The organism is Micromonospora sp. NPDC005324 (assembly GCF_040607155.1).
Lineage (GTDB): Bacteria > Actinomycetota > Actinomycetes > Mycobacteriales > Micromonosporaceae > Micromonospora > Micromonospora trifolii.
Genome location: NZ_JBEXGE010000042.1, coordinates 49777 through 67006 on the forward strand (window position 1 = coordinate 49777; position 17230 = coordinate 67006).

Sequence of the window (17230 nt, forward strand, 5' to 3'; positions counted from 1 at the left end):
CGCCGCGCGGCTTCCGGTAGCCGAGTTGAGTGTGCGGAGGGTGACGAACGAGCATGCTCTGGGACAGACGGCATCGGCACGATGTACGTCATCCGCCGCAGAGACAGAACCGTGTCTGGTTGATTAGATCGACGGGCCGAAGATTTTGCGTCGTAGGGCGGGGATGGCGGCGCTCGCTCGGAGAAGCGCACGGAATGTGGCCCGGTTCGTTGGTGTGGCAAGGGCGGCGTTGGTCGCGTTTCGGGTGGAGAGGGCTAGGGCCTGGTTGGCGTAGTGCCGCATGGCGGTTTCGTAGACGCCGATGCCGCTTACCGGGTCGGTGCTGGTGCTGAGGGCTCGGCGGAGGTGATCAGCGTCGCGCAGGGCGGTGTTGGCGCCGATGCCAGCCATGGGTGTCATGTTGTGGATGGCGTCGCCGAGGAGTGTGACTCGCGAGGGTGCCCACTCGGGGAGCTGGGGCATGGTCCGTAGCGGCACGGTGGTGATGGTCGCGGCGTCCGTGGCGTCGACCAGGGTCCGTAGCGGTGCTGCCCAGTCGTGGACGCGTTCGGTGACGAGTCGCTTGAGCTGGATCCCGTCGAGGTCTTTCATTCCCTGCGGGTATGAGTTTTCCGATCCGGCCCAGGCCCAGACGACGTACTCGGCGGCGCCGTTGCTGACGTCGGTGTTGTCGGGATCGCCGGTGGGCCAGGTGGAGAGGAACATCCACCCGTTGCGGGCGGGGACGACGTTGTTGATGCCGCCGTCGGCGAGGTCGGCTGGTAGGGCGGCGGCGACGGTCCCTGCCAGGGGGACGCGGCCGGCGATGTTGATGATGCCGAGTTCCTGACGTTGCAGGCTGGGGAGACGTTGGTGGCGTACCTGGGAGTTGCTGCCGTCGGCACCGATGAGGATGTCGCCGTCGGCGTGGGAGCCGTCGGCGAAGTACGCCCGGACGCCGTCGCTGTGCAACTCATAGTGGGTGAACTTCTTGTCCCAGTGCACGAGTGGTTCCGCATCGTCGGTGCGGGTGTTGTGCAGGAGGGCTTCGTGGAGCTTGCCGCGGCTGATCGCGCGGCGTTTGGTGATCGGGTCGGTGGTGTCTGCGGGGAACCTCTTGTCGATGGTGGCCAGGACGCCGCGGCGGGGGTCGTGGAACCGGATGATCATCGGTACGGGAGTTCCGGCCGCGTCGATCATCTTCCAGTTCTCGGCGGGGAGGCAGGCGTGCAGGGCGCGAAGGCCGTCGGCGTTGAGGTGGATCCCGTAGCTGGCCGGTTGCTGTGCTCGGTGTGCCGATCGTTCGAACACTCGGGCGTCGATTCCCGCGCTTCGTAGTCCGTGCAGGAGAGCCAGGCCGCCGAGGCCCGCGCCGGTGATGAGAACGCGCATGAGGTGCTGCCTTTCGTGCCAGCGAGCTGGCGGTAGAGCCCGCCGGCCGACACCCGGCGCCCCGAGACGGGCGGTGCGGTGAGCCCCCGGAGTATCAGGCGGGTGGGTTCACGGGGGCGACCATCGTGCGCAGGAGCCGCTGGAGTTGCTGGGCCTGCGCAGCAGTGAGGGGAGCCGTTGCGGCCGAGGCCGCGGGTTCGGCAGCCTGGTGGGCCTGGGCGAAGACCTCACGCCCGTGCTCGGTCAGGGTGACGGCCCGCAGCCGCCGATCACCGGGCACCAGCTGGCGTGAAGCGAGATCGAGTCGTTCGAGGTCGTCGACAATCCGGACGATCGAGGCTTTGTCGTGGTTAGTGTGCGCGACGAGGTCACGTTGGCTGAGCGGCCCCGAGGCGTGCAGCCGCATCATCACCATCAAGTGGCGCCGCTCGATGCCGAACGGCGCCAAAGCATCGTCCATCGCCGCCGCTACGCGGTCGTGCGCCTGACGCAGCAGTAGCCCGATCGCAAAGGGCGACCCCTCCTCCGGGTTTTCCGGAGTGCCGGACGTAGCTGACTGGTCGGCGAAGGCTTGTTCGTTAGGCACGCCCGAACACTATCTCACGAGACACAGGTTGGCAAGAAACCGTTTCACATGCAACCATGTTGGTCATGAGCAACCAACGAGCCACCCTGACGATCGGCGATCGAATGCCCGAGTACGACGCCAGCCGCAACCCCGAACCACGACTCCAACCTGGCCCGCAGCAGGGCCGCCACCAGGGACCGGAGTCAGGATGGGCGGCGATCAGGCAAACCTGGAGTGACCCTGAGCGCTGGGTCGGGATCCTCGTGGCCGCGGCCCCAGGCCTAGTGTTTGTCGCGGCGAATGTCGTTGCCTCCCTGTACCCGGCGATCATCGCCGCTGCCGTGACCGCTCTCGCCGGCCTGGGCTACCGGCTGGCGCGCCGGCAGTCGCCGAGGTCGGCACTGATCGGCATCCTGGTGGTGGCGGTGTGCGCGCTGGTCGCCGCGGTTACCGGCGAGGCGCGGGGCTTCTTCCTGGTGCCGACGCTGATCCCGTTCGCCGTGATCATGGCGTGCCTGGCCAGCATCATCGCTTGCCGCCCGTTGACAGGACTGCTGCTCAACCGGGTCACCGGCGGCCCGCGCGATTGGTACCGCAACGCCGCGCTGCGCCGCGTCCACCTGGCCGCCACCAGTGCGGCGATCGGTGTCAACGTCATCAACGCCACCGTGCAGGTGATCTTCTACGACCGGGGCGACACCATCGTGCTCGCCGTCGCCCACGCGGCCACGGGACCGGTCTTCGCCACCCTCGCCGCGGTCACGATCGTCGCCGTCCGCAAGACCCTGGCAGCTCAGCGATGACCGCCCCCACCGAGCGCCCGGCCGGCCGACCAGGCAATCCCGCAGCCGCGAGCGCCGAGCTGACCGTGACGAGCGTCTTCACCGTAACCGAACAACACCGGGACCAGCTGCACGCGCTGCTGACCGCCAACGGCCACGACGTCCTGGAGCACACGCCCGGATCCCTCGGTTCGACACTGAGCCGATCCGACGACGGGCGACATGTCATCCACCACGCACGCTGGCGCGACGACGACGCCCTGGCGGCAATGCTGGCCAGCCCTGGCGGCCGTTCCAGCATGGCGGCTTCTCGTCTGCTCGCCGACGTGCAGGTCATCCGTTCCCACCACACCCTGGCATTTGACGCATCGTGACGACCACGCGAACCACACCATCCCCGCAGTCCCAACCCACGTCGTCGAGGCGGCGGTGGCCGATCTGGCTGTTCCGGCTCACCATCACCACCGCTGCGGTTCTGGCCTTCGACCAGGCCGTTTTCGCCGGCCAGTTCCTGTCCGGCAGCTACGGGGCACTGCACCTGCATCGGGACACAGCCACCTTTACCGTCGCGGCGCTCGCGGCCAGCGTCGTCACCGCGACCGTGTGGCGCCGCGCCGGGGCGGGCCCACGCTGGCCGCTGCCCGCGTCGATCGTGCTGTTCGTCCTGACCGCACTGCAGACCTGGCTCGGCTACCAACTGATCCTGGCCGTGCACATCCCCCTGGGCGTCACCATCATCGTGCTGCTGATCGCCCTCACCGCCGCTGCGTGGAGGAAGACCCGATGAGCACCATCAGCCGCAGAACCTTTCTCGGCATCGCCGCAGCCGGGGTCGCCGCCGCCGGAATCGGCGTCCCCTTCGTCAGAGGCATCGCCGGCGCCAGTTCCACCGGAAAGGTCCTGCCCAGCCGCGCACCGCTCCCACCGCCATTCCGACGGCGGCTCACCTTCCCGCCCGTACTACGCCCGACCCGCTCCGACGCGACCACCGACTACTACGACATCGCGCAAAGCGTCGAGAGGGCCACGATCCTGCCTGGGCTGTCGACCGAGTTGTGGGCCTACAACGGCTCTTTTCCCGGGCCCACCATCCGCAGCAGACGAGGCCGCACCGTCAAAGTCCGGCACACCAACAACCTGCCGCTACCCACCGTCGTCCACCTGCACGGCGGACGGACACCACAGGACAGCGACGGCTACCCGACCGACTACGTCTACCCGACCGACATGAGCTACTACACCCGGCACCATCGCCATCAACAGACGGGCAGCGGCCACGAAATGGTCACCGGCGGCGACACCCGACAGGGTGAGCGGACCTATACCTTCCCGCTCCAGCAGCGGGCAGCAACCCTGTGGTACCACGACCACCGCATGGACTTCACCGGTCCCAGCGTCTGGCGAGGACTCGCCGGCTTCCACCTGCACCACGACGACGAAGAAGCAGATCTTCGCCTGCCGGACAACGAGCATGAGCTGCCACTGATGATCACCGACCGCAGCTTCGACACCGACGGATCGCTGCTCTACCCCAGCCTCGACCCCACCCTGGTCAACCAACACGGAGTTCACGGCGACTACGTCGCTGGCGTCCTCGGTGACGTCATGCTCGTCAACGGCACACCCTGGCCCATCGCGCCGGTCGACCGGGGCACCTACCGGATACGCCTGCTCAACGCCTGCAACGCCCGACGACTGTCACTGCGCCTTGACCCGGCGGCTCCGTCCGCCATCACCCAGATCGGCACCGACGGCGGGCTCCTCGCCGAACCCACCCGACACGATCACCTCGAACTGGCCCCCGCCCAACGCTTCGACGTACTCGTCGACTTCTCCCACTACGCCCCGGGCGCCGAAGTCACCCTGGTCAACGACTTCGGCACTGCAGCGATGGGACAGGTCATGCGATTCGTCGTCGGCGAAGGCCGGCCGCAGACATTCAAAGTCCCGGATCGACTATCCGCCATCCCGGTTCTGCGGCCAGCCGACGCGGTCGCCACCCGCAAGTTCGACTTTCGGGCCGGTGACGTCAACGACCACGACGGCTGGCTCATCTCCCAAGCCCCGTTCAGCCCCGACTCCGTCGCCGCACACGTTCGCCTCGGCAGCACCGAAATCTGGCAACTGAACGCCGACTTCCACCACCCCGTCCACATCCACCTCAGCCCCTTCCAAGTCCTGGCTCGGGGCAGTGGAGGTCCAGGTCCGTTCGACGCCGGCTGGAAAGACACCATCGACCTACGCCCCGGCGAACAAACCAAAATCCTCATCCACTTCGACGGCTACCGAGGCAAATACGTATTCCACTGCCACAACCTCGAACACGAAGACATGGCCATGATGGCCAACCTCGTCGTCACCTGAGCCAACCCACAACAATCCGTCCAGACGATCGAACTGAACCAACAAGACGCCTCTCCGCTCACACAGCAGCGCTTTCACGCACCCATCAAGCCGACACCACCGAGAGGTGCCACGGCACAACCAGCCGACGAACAACGTCGAGATGGCCCGGCACCGTGACTTCACCATCGCCACCGACTGCCCGGTCTACTTCTGCGACCCGCACAGTCCCTGGCAACGCGGCAGCAACGAGAACACCAACGGGCTGCTACGCCAGTATTTCCCCAAAGGCCAATTCGACTTCACCACCATCGACCAAGCCGGCCTCGACCACGTCGCCGACGAACTCAACGACCGTCCCCGCATGACTCTGGGCTGGGCCACCCCCGGTGAGAAGGTGGCCCAAGTCCTCGGTGTTGCAACCACCGGTTGAGCCCGCCTGACGTCGTCTACCGCATCATGATCAAAGACACGGAGACCTCTCTGCTGCCCGCGGGTTGACAAGAGAGGCGCCATCATCCCGGACGGGGTAGGCATCTTTACGTTCGCCCGCTACTGGTGCTCGTGTCGGTGTTGGTCGCGTCGATGTCTTACCTCCCTTGACGCGCTGTGCGCTGCTGGTGGACGGTGGCCGTGATTGCGTCGATCTCTACAGTGACTGCCGCCTGATGTCGGAGGACGGTTAGCCATGCGCACCTGTATCGCCTGCCGGGCGGACCACCGCACCGTTGTTCGTATCGGCAGTTGGGGCCTGCCGCACGGTACTCCCGGGCACCAGGTCAACTACCGCTGGAGCAGCCTGTCCGCATGTCCCTTGTGTGAGGCGGGCCTCCTCGTGCACTTCGATCATGATTGTTTCCACCAGCCCTGGGAGGAGCCGTGGGACATGGACTGGTCGTGGCCGGTCGCCGTTGACGGGGTTCAACGGTTGAAGCCTGCTCTTGCCCGGTGTACGGATCCGCTGAGTCCGTCGTGCGAGTGCCTGGTGCACCGGTCGTTGCGGGACAGCATCGAGCGGCCCCCGTCGCGTGAGGTCCCGGTGACGGTTGTACTGGCTGAGGAAGGGCTGCCACAGGTTCGGTCAGTACGCATGCCCTGAGGCGGGCGCGGCACGGAGGCAGGGCTAGCGGGGGCGGTCAGACCTGGCGGGATTCTGTGAGGGCCCCCCGTTTACCCCCCGAAAACCCCGTCCAATCGTTGACGAAGGGTGACAAGAAGCGATGAGTGCCTGGCGGTGTCTCTGCAGCTCAGCGACCATGTTCGGCAGGCAATGACAAGCTTGGTCCGACTACTGTCGGTAACAAGGGGTCGTCGGTTCGAATCCGGCCGTCCCGACCGGTTGACCTGGAAGGATGAAGATCCTTCCAGGTGTCGGCGGTAACATCCGGTAACGGATGATCTTTGTTGGCGGTAACGGCGTGGATGGTTGGCCGTCAACGTGCCTGCTGCACAACGCTTTGACCTGCCGCTTCATCTGCGTCCTGGATGGAGCGGCAGTTCTGCTCTTGATTGCGCGTCAAGCGCTGCAGATGTTGTCGGCTGTCGCTGCATCGAAGGGCTTGCGGCCGGGGAACCGGCCGGCGTGGTGGTCGGGGTGGCAGCAGCGGTTTGACCTCGGCCAGAGTTCGTCCGAGACGATCCACGGCGGCTGCTCACCCTCCTCACGTCCAGACAGAACGATTCCCGTATCCCGAGGACACGCCTTACATCACTTCGTGTTGGTGTCGATGGTGTAAACCACGTCTGACTCGACGTCGTGGCGGGTGATGCCGGGTACGTCGGTCACGTTAAGCAGTGGTTCGTATGGGGTGCCTTGGACCCGGTTGCGCAGCAGGACGACGCTGCGGATGCCGAGTTGGTGCAACCGATCCAAGGCCGGCTCGCTGGGGAAGGTCGCCATAACGTCGCGGATCGCCTGACGGTTGGGTGTGGTGTAGCTGGCCGCACCGTTGACCATGGCGGGAAAACCGTCGGTCGACCAAAGTAGGACGTTGAGGTCGATGCCGTCGTCGGACGGCAACACCATGATCGGAGCGTGCGCGGAGGCTAGCGCCATCGCGGCCGGTTTGGCTGGGGTTTGGGGGTGGTTCAGGTCAGGCAGGCCCTCAGCTAGCACGAGGACCAGCAACGGAACGGTCAGTATCCGTGCCGCTTCCACCGACCATTTCGGCTTGGCGTGCCTGCGAGCCACCTCGGCCAGGTGGGTAACCAGGCCGGCCGCGAGGATGGCCAGGCAGAGAGTGGGCCACAAGATCAACCGGCCCGGTGTACGGGATCCATCGAACCCGGGCACGTAAAGATAGAGCAGGCGGTAGATCGGCCCGTTCGTGCCCAGCGCGAACAACACTCCGACGACCGCCCCAAACAGCAGCAGGAGCCGTTGCACCGGTGACCAGCGGGATAGGAACAGGCCGGCGAAGGCCAGTAGATACAGTGCATACCCGCACAGCAGCACTTTCTCAGTCGGTGCGCCACCAAGAGCGGTGCGGGCGTCGTTGTGTAGGTTGCCCCAGGGCAGCGAGGACTGCGGAGCCACGAGAAGTCCGCGCAGTGTCGGGGAGAAAAAGGCGACGTAGTCCCAGTCCCGGGTGACATGTGGGTTGAGCTCGCGCACGTGTTGGTACGCGTATGCGAAGTATCCGGTCACCGCGGTGAAGACCAGCCCGCCGATCAGATCACCGACGATCAGCCGGCGGCTAAGGCGTGGGCGGTGGATCAGCCAGGCTATCAGTGTGATCAGGCAGAGGGCGGCGAGGACGTATACGAATCCCAGCCCCACGCCGAAGCCAAGGCTGACCTGCCAGGCCGCGACCAGCCAGCCAGCGAACGCCCAGCTCGGCCGGACTCGTTCGGCAAGGTAGCCGCGGGTGAACGAGAGTCCGTGGCCGCGCGCCAGCATCGCCAGGGCCAGAGTGATACCACCGGTGGAGAGAATATTCAAATGGCCATCGTGGCCGTAGCGCCAGGGCGCGTAGGCGAGGGCGGCCCCGGCTACCGCGGCGGCGACCTTGTTCGCGCCAAGCTGGCGCAGGAGCGCGTAGCCTCCGAGGAAGGCGAGCGCGAAAGCCAGCACGAACAAGATGTTGTAGCGCAGCACGGCGCCGACTACACCGCTGCCGATCAGCCCTGCCGGGGCATAGCCGAGCAGGGTGTCGTTCAGGGCTAGGCCGTACTTGTCGGGATAAAAAGCGTTGGTGTCCCACAGGCCACGCAGACCGTGGGTGAGAGCGTGGCCACCCCATCCCACCAGCCATGCTTGGGCCGTCGGGTCACCCGCGTCACCGACGATGGTGTGGGCCGGGTCGGCGATCGGCACAGTCTTGGCGCCGGCAGTCATCACGCGAATCGCGTACGGCGGAATCAGCCAGATCATCGCGACAGCGAGGAGCACTGAACCGAGGCCCGCGATGCTCAGTTCCCGCCGATGGGCCCCCCGTGTCAGCCAGTCCCTCGTGCCTTGACTGGCGCGCGCGAGTCGGCCGGTTTGTCCACGCTCGCTGAGAGTGACGGCTGATGTGGGGCCTACTGCCGGTGGCTCTACCTGCGTCATCACATTGACCCTCACTGTTGAACCGCCGCAGTAAATCATGAGCAGGGCGGCGCATAGAGTCAAGACTGTCGATCAATGCCGATCGGGTAGCCGGGCCTTACGCTGTTCATCAAAGGCGTCTTGTCACGCAGGAGTCGCGGTCGGTGCAGCGGCGCATGTTGCCGCTGTCGAAACAGGACACGCCAGGGTTGCTGCAGGCCCTCGCCCGGGTTCCGGACCCACGGGACGCCGGCGGACGGAGCAATCCGCTGCCGGGACTGCTCGCGATCGCGATCGCGGCGGTGGTTTCGGGATCGAGCCGCGTCGTGGAGATCGTCGAATGGGCCGCCGACCTGCCGGACGCGGCGTGGGATCGTCTCGGTGAACCCGCGACGCGTTCACCGTTGCCCGGCGGGTGCCTGACGGCAGCACCCTGTCCCGGGTAATGACCGGTGTCGACGCCGACGCCCTCGATGCTGCGGTGTGCCGTTGGCTGCTCAGCCGGGCGGTTCTGACCGGGGCCGGCAGGCGCGTGATCGCGGTCGACGGCCAGACACTGCGCGGCAGTGGGCCGACCAGGGCCCAGGTGCACCTGCCGGCCGCACTGGACCAGGCAGAACAGATCGTCCTGGCGCAGATCAACGTCGCTCAACAGCCCCGCGGACAGATCAGCGGGAACTCCCGCGGCGATGGCGCCAGCTGGCAGGTCACCGCGGACGAGATCGTCACCATTGTCGTCGAGATCGATGTCTGCCGGGTCGAGATCCTCGGCGAGATGGGCGACCAGTTCGGTTTCCTTCGCGCTGCGCTCGGTGTCACTCGCCCCGCCACGCTGCTGAGCCCACCAGAAAGCCCGGTACGCCAGACGGGAAAGCGCAGGGTACGCCGTTCTCTGCGATACTCGCCGTCGACGGCCGGGACATTGGTGCGTCGCCGAGGCTGACATGGTCCCCGTCCGGGGAGGGCTCGCAACTGGCGACCGTTCCCGGTGCCCGGCGGGAGAGACGATGACAACACCACCAAAGTCCCCGAAACCTGGCCGGCATCGTCGCTGGTGGCGGGTTCTGGCCGTGCTCATCACCGTCGTGGTGGTGGTTTGCGCCTGTGCCGTTGGCTGGGTACGACAGTTCGGCGTTCCGCTGATGGATACTGACTACAGTGCGGAAACGTTCGTCGTGGAGAACCATCTGGCGAGCAAGCTGACGGTTGAGGAGACGGGCGGCGTCCCCGTCATCCATAGCGTGTCTGCCACGAGCTCGGCATTGATCCCGCTGGGAAGCAGTTGCGAGCGGTTGATGCGGCTGGTGGCCCGAGATCCGGCCGGTCGAGAGATCGCCAGTCTGGATGACCCGCTGTGTGAGCCGCGTACCTGGGTGATCGAGGTCGACGGCTCGACGCAACTGCTGCGGGAGCGCCGCTGGCCCTACCCTGGATAGCGCGCGCTCAACCCGGCCGAAATGGCCGCCAGTTCGTCTGGAGCGATTGATGATGTGCCGCGGGCTCGCGGCGGTGCCTTTGCTGGTTCGGGGACACCGGACGCCCCAGTACCGCGGACCCGTCGGTCTACGGACCGGTGGTTGGAGCCGCTGGCGGTCGTGCAAGACAAGAGTTCGTCCGGACTTCTTGGTATGGGAAGCGCTTGACGATCCGCGGTAACGAGCCCGGTAAAGGAGTGGATCGCGATGGGCGGATGAGGCAGTGAGCCACGGCATGAAGCGGCATTTCTGTGCGTAGTCGGTTCGAATCCGGCCGTCCCGACGTAGGTCAAAGGGCTGATCTTGAAACCGGGTCGGCCCTTTCCGCCGTTCTGGGGACCAGGATCAGTCAAGTTGGAGCTGACCCGACGCTGCTTGACCGCTGGTCAAGTTCGCTGATTGATCTCTTCGCTTGCCGAATTGATCTGCCGACGCATCAAACGCCGCGCGAGCGCGGCGGACCGTGACCGCTAGCGCTTGGCCTGCTGGCGGCGGTCCGCGCCCGCAGCGGCGGAACTCCCAGGCTGCCTCCGCGGAGGCAGCTCAGACTTAGAGGATGGCGCGGCGGGCGGCACGGCCTCAGCCTGCGGCCGCAGCGGCGATGTAGGTGTGGAACGCCGCTACTTGTTCATTCGTCCCCACTGCCCGTCATGGCCGTAGGGCGGCTGCGGGACGTGCAGGGTGAGGTCGTCCGCGCCAAGGCTTTCACCGAACAGACGAGCTGCACCTGCGTGGGCCAGTGCCCAGAGATCCGCTGTCCTACCCGTGCGGCCTACCTCCACCTCGCCATCCGGACCCTCGACCAGTACGGCGTATGAGCGGTCAGGCTCGTGCCGTACCCGTGCTCGCACCTGCATCTTGGGGTCGCTCATCCGTTGATGATGCTGCAGCCGCTCCAGCGGCAGCGCCGCCGTGCAGCCATTTGTACAGCCATGCCGGCCGGCGGCTGCCGGCGGAGGGTGATCCCGGCCTGCTGGCGACCACCGGCCGGCATCGGCCGGGCCATCCGGCGGATCGGTGCCTCACAACTTCTCGGCGCCAAGCTTCCGTCGTGCGATCGACTGGTAAGCACTGACCACGCGGGATAGGTCAGCTCGCGCCTCACGCCAGTCATCCCTGGACCACTGCTTCATACGGGCTTGCCTGGCCAGATGGACGAGCTGCCCGTCCAAGCGGCCGGCGACATCCACGATCTCACGATCTTCGAGCAGTTGGACCTGAGCCAGGCGGGAGTTGACGTGGTCCTCCAGGTCCCGGGCTTCCACCCCGATCTGTTCCTTTTCTTCGAGCGGCGCCCGAGCCAGGTTCCCGAGCTGGAGAACAAGAGCATGGGTGGCAGCGAAGAAGCCCGCCAGTCGCTCGGCTCTGTCCGCCCGCTGCTGACGGCGGCGTTCGAGTGAGTACTGGAGCCCAACGACGGCCATGGCCACCACTGCCGAGATCGAGGAGGCCAGGAGAACGGTTCCCGAGTTGCTCACTGGGTCAGGCTAGGGCAACAAGAGCGCGGGGCTCTGCCCCGAACCTGGGCTCTTCTCAGAGATGCCGCGCGCACCTGGACCGTGCCTTGCGTTCTTTGAGCGTGCCAGCTCTCCGGGGGCCAAGTGGGGACCAGAGGGCCTGCGCGACAGTGCGCGGCACGACGTCGACCGCACGGTCGATCTAAGGGACAGCGTGCTTGACGTGCTGGGGGTCAATGGGTCGTCGGTTCGATTCCGGGCGTCCCGATAGACAAAAGCCCTGACCAGCTAAAACGTTGCTCAGGGCTTTAAGTTTGTCTATGGGGTTTTGGGCCGTCCCCCGAAAACCCCCCATCTACCGGGTTGGCAACGTAGTCCGGGCGGTGAGCAGGTCAAGTCATGTGCCCCACACTGCGGCGCATCCCACGGAAATGAGCGGATGGAGCGGCGCGGCGGGTAGCTATGACATAGATGGGATTACATGTCTTGCGTGATCTCAGGTATGAAGGCCGAAGGCACGTCTCGGTGCTGATTCCTGAGAAGGAGCGACAGATGAAACATGCCCTGCGCCGCCTACGAACGGGGGCGGTCGCGCTCGCCGCCTGCACACTTGGGCTGAGCCTACTGTCGGTACCCGCCGCCGAGGCGTACTCGGTTGCCCCTCTTGCGCCACAATCCGAGCGGGCGCCGGAATCGAACCAGTTTTCGGCTGAGGGTGTGACCACGATCGGTGAACTCCGCACCGTCGACAGCTCCCTGTCCTACGCCCCCAGCGGTGGGACGCAGGTCATTCAGCACCCTGGTGCCACCTACGTCAAGGTGCACTTCAGCTCGCTGCGACTGGCCCAGGGCGACTACGTCACCGTGTCGAGCCGCGACGGCAAGGAGAGCTACCGGTACGACCGCCACCTGAACCGGGCGACCAGTTCGGACTACACCACCGACGGGCAGCCGGGTTTCTGGGCGATGTCGGTGGAGGGCGACACCGCCGTGGTGACGCTGCACAGCAGCCGCCCCGCACGTGGCAGCGCCGCCACCATCGACCGGTTCTGGCGCGGATACGACCGCACGGAAATCGCGGCGCACAACTTCTCCACCCAGTCCGTGTGCAGCACCGATGCCCGTCGGGACGTGGTCTGCTACCAGAACAGCCACCCCACCGAGTACGCCCGCGGCAGGGCGGTGGCGCGGCTGCTGATCAGCGGCGGTGGACTGTGCACCACCTGGCGGGTCGGCAACACCAACCGGATGCTGACGAACAAGCACTGCTTCTCGACGCAGTCCGCCGTCAGCGGCAGCGAGATGCAGTTCAACTACCAGTGCGCCACCTGTGGCGGCGCGAATCCCGGCGCCGGCACCAAGGTCAGCGGTGCCACCCTCTACAGGGTGAGCAGCGGTGGCTCCAACCAGCTGGATTACACCCTGTTCTCGGTCAACAACTTCGCCGCCATCCAAGGATTCGGCACGCTGTATCTGGCAACTACCGCCACCAGCAACGGCACCCGGATCTATGTCCCCGGGCACGGCGACGGCAGCGCGAAGCGCCTGTCGATCTACGAGGACACCCAGAACGGCGCGACCTGCGCCGTTCGGAACGCGAACTACAACACCTGGAACATCAGTTACAGCTGTGACACCTCCGGCGGCAACTCGGGTTCACCCGTGCTGAACGCCAGTCACCGTGTGATCGCACTGCACCACCTCGGCGGTTGTCCGTCGAACCAGGGCGCGAAGGCGCACCTGATCTACAACGAGATCGCCAGCCTGATCGACAACGGCTGAGACGGTGGGCCGCCGATGCGCGCTCTGCGCCTTGGCGGCCCATCAGCATCTCCGCCGCTCGACCTGGCTGACGGCGTCGCCGGACGACGCCGCGCGTCGATGACGTCAAACACAGGCCTCGGCGGCGGCCAGCGTCACGCTCGCTAGGGCTCGAGTCACGGTCCGGGCGGCCAGCGGGTCAAGGTCGCCTCTGCAGTGCGCCGGACGCAGCACCTCAGCCTCCATCAGCCCACGGCGCTGCATGTGAATCCACGGCGAGGCTGTCACTCGGTCGTCATCAGCGTCATAACCGATGATCAGCACAGCGTCAAAGCCCTCAGCGGTCATCACCATCGGCTTGCCCAGCCCACGGCCGATTGCCCTCATGACGGCGCGCAGCATGTCCAGGCCCCGCTCGCGGCACGGGCCTGCACCGGGACGGCCGATTGTCTACTCAGCGCCACCTGACGAGGACAGTCGGGCCGCCCATCCGCCTGCGGCGGCGGCGACGGTGCCGAGGCGGCGGCGGGTCGGGCGGCGGCGAGTTGCTCCGCCTGGTCCCACTCTTCCGGCTGGCACCGACCGGTGTGGCTTCATGTGGCCCTTCTCTTGACTTTCCCCAAGGTCGGGCGTAAACAAAGCACAAGCAAAGCGAAACGGCGGTGAAACAACAACATGTACGCCGAAGAACGACAGCAGGAGATCCTCCGCATCGCCCGGGATGTGGGCCGGGTCGAGGTGGCTGGCCTGGCCGATGAGCTCAACGTGACGTCGGAGACCATCCGCCGCGACCTCACCATCCTGGAGCGGGCAGGAGTGCTGCGCCGAGTCCACGGTGGAGCGATTCCGGTCGAACGACTCGGCTTCGAGCCCGCGTTGGCGGCGCGTGATGCGGTGCTGATCGAGGAGAAGGAGCGCATCGCCAAGCTCGCCTTGAGCGAGGTGCCGGAGGAGGGCGCGATCATCCTCGACGCCGGCACCACGACCGCCCGGCTGGCCCAGCTGCTGCCGGTCGACCGAGAGCTGACCGTCGTGGTCAACTCGCCGGTCATCGCCACGACCCTCGGTACCTATGCCAACCTCAACGTCCTGCTGTTGGGTGGGCGGGTCCGCGGGAAGACCCTGGCGACCGTCGACGACTGGGCGCTGTCGCCGTTGGCGGACCTCTACGTCGACGTCGCGTTCATCGGGACCAACGGCATCTCGGTCGAGCGTGGGCTGACCACCCCGGACCCGTCCGAGGCGGCGGTGAAGCGGGCGATGGTCCGTGCGGCCCGCCGCACGGTGGTGGTCGCCGATCACACCAAGCTCGGCAACGACTATCTGGCGCGGTTCGCTGAGCTGGCCGACGTCGACCTGCTCATCACCGACAGCCGTGCCGACCTCGACCTGGTCGGTGACCTGGAGTCCGCAGGCGTTCGGGTGGTGCGCGCATGATCGTCACCGTCACCCTCAACCCCAGCCTCGACCGGGCCGTAGAGGTCGACTCACTCACACGGGGCGAGGTCATCCGGGCTGCCACCGCTCACCTTGACCCCGGCGGCAAGGGCGTCAACGTATCCCGTGCCCTGCTGGCCAACGGGGTGCCGTCGGTAGCGGTGTTGCCGTCCGGCGGTGACGAGGGCAACCAGCTCATCCGCCTTCTGGAGGCGGAGGGTGTGGAGGTACTCGCTGTGTCGATCTCTGGAAGGACCCGTTCCAACATCACCCTGGCCGAGCCCGACGGCACGGTCACCAAGATCAACGAGCCTGGCCCGGTCATGTGCCGCGCCGAGTTCGACGAGGTGATCGACCGTGTGCTCGCCCGCGCCAGCGGTGCCGACTGGGTCGTGCTGTGCGGCAGCGTCCCGCCCGGCCTGCCCGCCGACGCTTACGCTCAGTTGTGCCGGAAGCTGCGCGCTGCCGGCGTCAGGGTCGCCGTCGACACCAGCGGTCCTGCCCTACGTGAGGCCGCCCTGGCCGGGGCGGCCCTGCTCAAGCCCAACCGCGACGAACTGGCCGACGTGGTCGGCACCCCGCTGAAGGACCTCGGCGATGTGGTCGAAGCCGCTCAGTGCCTGCGGGCATGGGGAGCCGGCACCGTCGTGGCCAGCCTCGGCGCTGACGGCGCTGTCCTGGTCGACGCCGAAGGCGTCCGCACCGGCACCTGTCCGGTCGCCCGGCCCCGGAGCAGCGTCGGCGCCGGCGATGCGCTGCTCGCCGGGTTCCTCGCCGCGGGCGCGCAGGGTGCCGCCGCCCTCGCTGAGGGCCTGGCCTGGGGCGCCGCCGCGGTAAGCCTGCCCGGCAGCCGGATGCCCGGCCCAGCGGACCTGTTCCGCCACGACGTCACCATCCACCCCTAGCCGGACGAGCTTCTTCCCCTGCGGCCGTCTGGACCGCCCCTCGATGAAGGAGATACCCCCCGTGACCTCCTCTTCCTACACACCAGAGGTGAAGGGCCAGGGCCTCAGAGGGCGGTTCGGAGGATTAGGTCCGTTTCAGGGCGAGGGTGAATATTCCGGGCTCGTCTTCGGTGAGGACGTGGCGGTTGACCATGCGTTTCAGCTTCGCGCGGGTGCCTTCGACGTTTTTCGGTGAGGGCTCGACGCCGAGGGCGAGACAGATGCCTTTGGCGCGCATGCCGATGGGCGCAGTGCCGAGGACGTGCAGGATCTGCTGGTAGGGGCCGCTGGCGATGGTCGGGTCGTCGGCGGTGAACTCGGCGGCGGCGAGGGTGCGCAGGGTGGTGCGGGTCGTCGCCAGGTCGGCCAGTTAGCCGTCGAGGCGGGCGAGTTCGCCGGTCAGCTCGGTGACCTGCTCGCGGAGCCGGTCGGCTTCCTGACGTGTGGTGATCTCCCGATCGGCGATCAGGTCGAGGACCGTGGGAAGGTTCACCGATGCCGCCAGGAGGGTGTGGTGGTCCCGGTTAGCCGGCGCACGATGTTCGCCGTCGACGCCCAGAGGGTTCGTGACACCGAGGATTCTGGTCGGCTCTCGTACTCGCGGGCGAGGCGTCGGTGCAGCATCAGCGTGCCGTTGACCTGCTCGACGATCCACCGTTTGCGGATCGGGACGAACCCGGGCCTGGTGTCGGATCGTTTGACGATCTCGACGTCGACGCCCAGGACGGCGCCGTGCAGGGCGAGGTCCTGCTTGAACCCGGCGTCGACGAAGGCGCGGCTCACCGTCGGGGTGTGTTCGACGACCTTGTCGAGCAGCCGGATGCCGATGGCGTTGTCAGTGACCGACGCGGCGGTCACGACGACCGCGATGATCAACCCCAACGCGTCCACGGCCAGGCCCCGCTTACGCCCCGGCACCTTCTTCCCGGCGTCCTTGCCGGTCGTGGCCGCCGGGACGTGGTTCGCGGCCCGAATCGACTGGGTGTCCAACACGACCGCGCTCGGATCCTCGGCACGGCCGACCTTCTCCCTGGCCTGACAGCGCAGCAGATCGTGGATCACCTGGTCGGTGCCGTCGTCACGCCACAGGGCGAAGTAGTAGTAGGTGGCCGACTTCGGCGGCAGGTCGTGCGGCAGATACGCCCACTGACACCCGGTCCGGTTCTGATAGAAGATCGCGTTCACGATCTCCCGCAGGTCGTAGTCGCCTGGCTGGCCCGACACCGAGACCGCGACGCGCTTGGCCTTCCACGCCTGCAGAAACGGCCCGATCAGCGCCCACTGCTCGTCCGTGACATCACTGGGATACCGCATTCGATCACTCATGACCGGGCTAACGCCCCATCCGCCTGACGGTCACGACCAGAACTCGCATTCAATCCACCGACTTGTCGCTATCCGTGGCGAACCTGCTGGAAGGCCACCAACCGGACGGAACGCATAGATCAGATCAAGCTACTGCGAACCGCCCTCTCACTGGACGTTTGCTTCATCTTCGCGCCAGTAGCGGTCGATTTGCGTCTCGGGCTTCGATGGCGCAAGGTGCCCGACCTGACCGGGAAA

The 17230-nt window shown here is 66.7% G+C and carries 19 protein-coding genes and 1 pseudogene; 12 read left to right on the forward strand and 8 right to left on the reverse strand.

Translation table 11 applies throughout. The annotated features are described in order from the left end of the window. Window positions 1-123 precede the first annotated feature (123 nt). A complete protein-coding gene (locus tag ABZS40_RS30865) occupies window positions 124-1371 on the reverse strand; it encodes an NAD(P)/FAD-dependent oxidoreductase (protein ID WP_354947374.1) in 1248 nt (415 codons plus the stop codon). Between the two features lie 94 nt (window positions 1372-1465). Then, window positions 1466-1957 carry a MarR family transcriptional regulator gene (locus ABZS40_RS30870; protein WP_354947376.1) on the reverse strand — a complete coding sequence of 164 codons (492 nt, stop codon included), beginning with the start codon at window positions 1955-1957 and terminating at the stop codon, window positions 1466-1468. Between the two features lie 65 nt (window positions 1958-2022). Between ABZS40_RS30870 and ABZS40_RS30875 the strand changes: the two genes are divergently transcribed. The 5 genes and pseudogenes from ABZS40_RS30875 to ABZS40_RS30895 form a co-directional block, all read left to right on the forward strand. Continuing rightward, on the forward strand, window positions 2023-2742 hold the full coding sequence (locus ABZS40_RS30875; RefSeq protein WP_354947378.1) for a DUF3159 domain-containing protein: 720 nt from the start codon (window positions 2023-2025) through the stop codon (window positions 2740-2742). Between the two features lie 65 nt (window positions 2743-2807). Next, complete coding sequence (locus ABZS40_RS30880; RefSeq protein ID WP_354947380.1) at window positions 2808-3095, forward strand: antibiotic biosynthesis monooxygenase; 288 nt, start codon at window positions 2808-2810, stop codon at window positions 3093-3095. Then, on the forward strand, window positions 3092-3508 hold the full coding sequence (locus tag ABZS40_RS30885; protein WP_354947382.1) for a hypothetical protein: 417 nt from the start codon (window positions 3092-3094) through the stop codon (window positions 3506-3508). Before ABZS40_RS30880 ends, ABZS40_RS30885 begins: the two co-directional genes overlap by 4 nt. Then, the gene (locus ABZS40_RS30890) at window positions 3505-5085 is read left to right on the forward strand and encodes a multicopper oxidase domain-containing protein (RefSeq protein WP_354947384.1); all 1581 of its coding nucleotides are present in this window, start codon (window positions 3505-3507) and stop codon (window positions 5083-5085) included. The genes ABZS40_RS30885 and ABZS40_RS30890 overlap by 4 nt, the downstream gene beginning before the upstream one ends. Before the next feature lie 139 nt (window positions 5086-5224). Then, a pseudogene (locus tag ABZS40_RS30895) lies at window positions 5225-5497 on the forward strand (IS30 family transposase); the annotation flags it as partial. 1275 nt (window positions 5498-6772) lie between these two features. Here the strand turns inward: ABZS40_RS30895 and ABZS40_RS30900 are convergent. After that, window positions 6773-8437 (reverse strand): hypothetical protein, encoded by a 1665-nt coding sequence (locus tag ABZS40_RS30900; RefSeq protein WP_354947386.1) that lies wholly within the window; start codon window positions 8435-8437, stop codon window positions 6773-6775. Between the two features lie 320 nt (window positions 8438-8757). On the opposite strand from ABZS40_RS30900, the gene ABZS40_RS30905 reads away from it, so the two are divergent. The 3 genes from ABZS40_RS30905 to ABZS40_RS30915 all read left to right on the forward strand — a co-directional run bounded on the left by ABZS40_RS30905 (window position 8758) and on the right by ABZS40_RS30915 (window position 10029). Further along, a complete protein-coding gene (locus ABZS40_RS30905; RefSeq protein WP_354947388.1) occupies window positions 8758-9039 on the forward strand; it encodes a transposase family protein in 282 nt (93 codons plus the stop codon). After that, a complete protein-coding gene (locus ABZS40_RS30910; RefSeq protein WP_354947390.1) occupies window positions 9039-9536 on the forward strand; it encodes a hypothetical protein in 498 nt (165 codons plus the stop codon). Before ABZS40_RS30905 ends, ABZS40_RS30910 begins: the two co-directional genes overlap by 1 nt. Before the next feature lie 127 nt (window positions 9537-9663). Next, window positions 9664-10029 (forward strand): hypothetical protein, encoded by a 366-nt coding sequence (locus ABZS40_RS30915; RefSeq protein WP_354947392.1) that lies wholly within the window; start codon window positions 9664-9666, stop codon window positions 10027-10029. Window positions 10030-10688: 659 nt separating this feature from the next. Here the strand turns inward: ABZS40_RS30915 and ABZS40_RS30920 are convergent. Further along, the gene (locus ABZS40_RS30920) at window positions 10689-10940 is read right to left on the reverse strand and encodes a hypothetical protein (RefSeq protein WP_354947394.1); all 252 of its coding nucleotides are present in this window, start codon (window positions 10938-10940) and stop codon (window positions 10689-10691) included. Between the two features lie 279 nt (window positions 10941-11219). Here ABZS40_RS30920 and ABZS40_RS30925 point away from each other — a divergent pair, with 279 nt between their 5' ends. After that, a complete protein-coding gene (locus ABZS40_RS30925) occupies window positions 11220-11468 on the forward strand; it encodes a hypothetical protein (RefSeq protein ID WP_354947396.1) in 249 nt (82 codons plus the stop codon). A gap of 774 nt (window positions 11469-12242) precedes the next feature. Next, window positions 12243-13307, forward strand: a complete 1065-nt coding sequence (locus ABZS40_RS30930; RefSeq protein ID WP_354947398.1) for a serine protease — start codon at window positions 12243-12245, stop codon at window positions 13305-13307. Between the two features lie 105 nt (window positions 13308-13412). Here ABZS40_RS30930 and ABZS40_RS30935 read toward each other — a convergent pair whose 3' ends face one another. Next, window positions 13413-13688 carry a hypothetical protein gene (locus tag ABZS40_RS30935; protein ID WP_354947400.1) on the reverse strand — a complete coding sequence of 92 codons (276 nt, stop codon included), beginning with the start codon at window positions 13686-13688 and terminating at the stop codon, window positions 13413-13415. A gap of 273 nt (window positions 13689-13961) precedes the next feature. Here ABZS40_RS30935 and ABZS40_RS30940 point away from each other — a divergent pair, with 273 nt between their 5' ends. Together ABZS40_RS30940 and pfkB are read left to right on the forward strand one after the other, a co-directional pair. Further along, window positions 13962-14723 (forward strand): DeoR/GlpR family DNA-binding transcription regulator, encoded by a 762-nt coding sequence (locus tag ABZS40_RS30940; RefSeq protein ID WP_354947402.1) that lies wholly within the window; start codon window positions 13962-13964, stop codon window positions 14721-14723. Further along, entirely contained in the window at window positions 14720-15628 is a 909-nt protein-coding gene (pfkB, locus tag ABZS40_RS30945) for a 1-phosphofructokinase (RefSeq protein ID WP_354947404.1), read from the forward strand. Before ABZS40_RS30940 ends, pfkB begins: the two co-directional genes overlap by 4 nt. A 124-nt stretch (window positions 15629-15752) precedes the next feature. On the opposite strand, the gene ABZS40_RS30950 is transcribed toward pfkB, so the two are convergent. The 3 genes from ABZS40_RS30950 to ABZS40_RS30960 all read right to left on the reverse strand — a co-directional run bounded on the left by ABZS40_RS30950 (window position 15753) and on the right by ABZS40_RS30960 (window position 16993). After that, window positions 15753-15905 (reverse strand): hypothetical protein, encoded by a 153-nt coding sequence (locus ABZS40_RS30950; protein ID WP_354947406.1) that lies wholly within the window; start codon window positions 15903-15905, stop codon window positions 15753-15755. 132 nt (window positions 15906-16037) lie between these two features. Beyond that, a complete protein-coding gene (locus tag ABZS40_RS30955; protein ID WP_354947408.1) occupies window positions 16038-16160 on the reverse strand; it encodes a hypothetical protein in 123 nt (40 codons plus the stop codon). Then, window positions 16157-16993 (reverse strand): IS5 family transposase, encoded by an 837-nt coding sequence (locus ABZS40_RS30960; protein WP_354947410.1) that lies wholly within the window; start codon window positions 16991-16993, stop codon window positions 16157-16159. The genes ABZS40_RS30955 and ABZS40_RS30960 overlap by 4 nt, the downstream gene beginning before the upstream one ends. Window positions 16994-17230 lie beyond the last annotated feature (237 nt).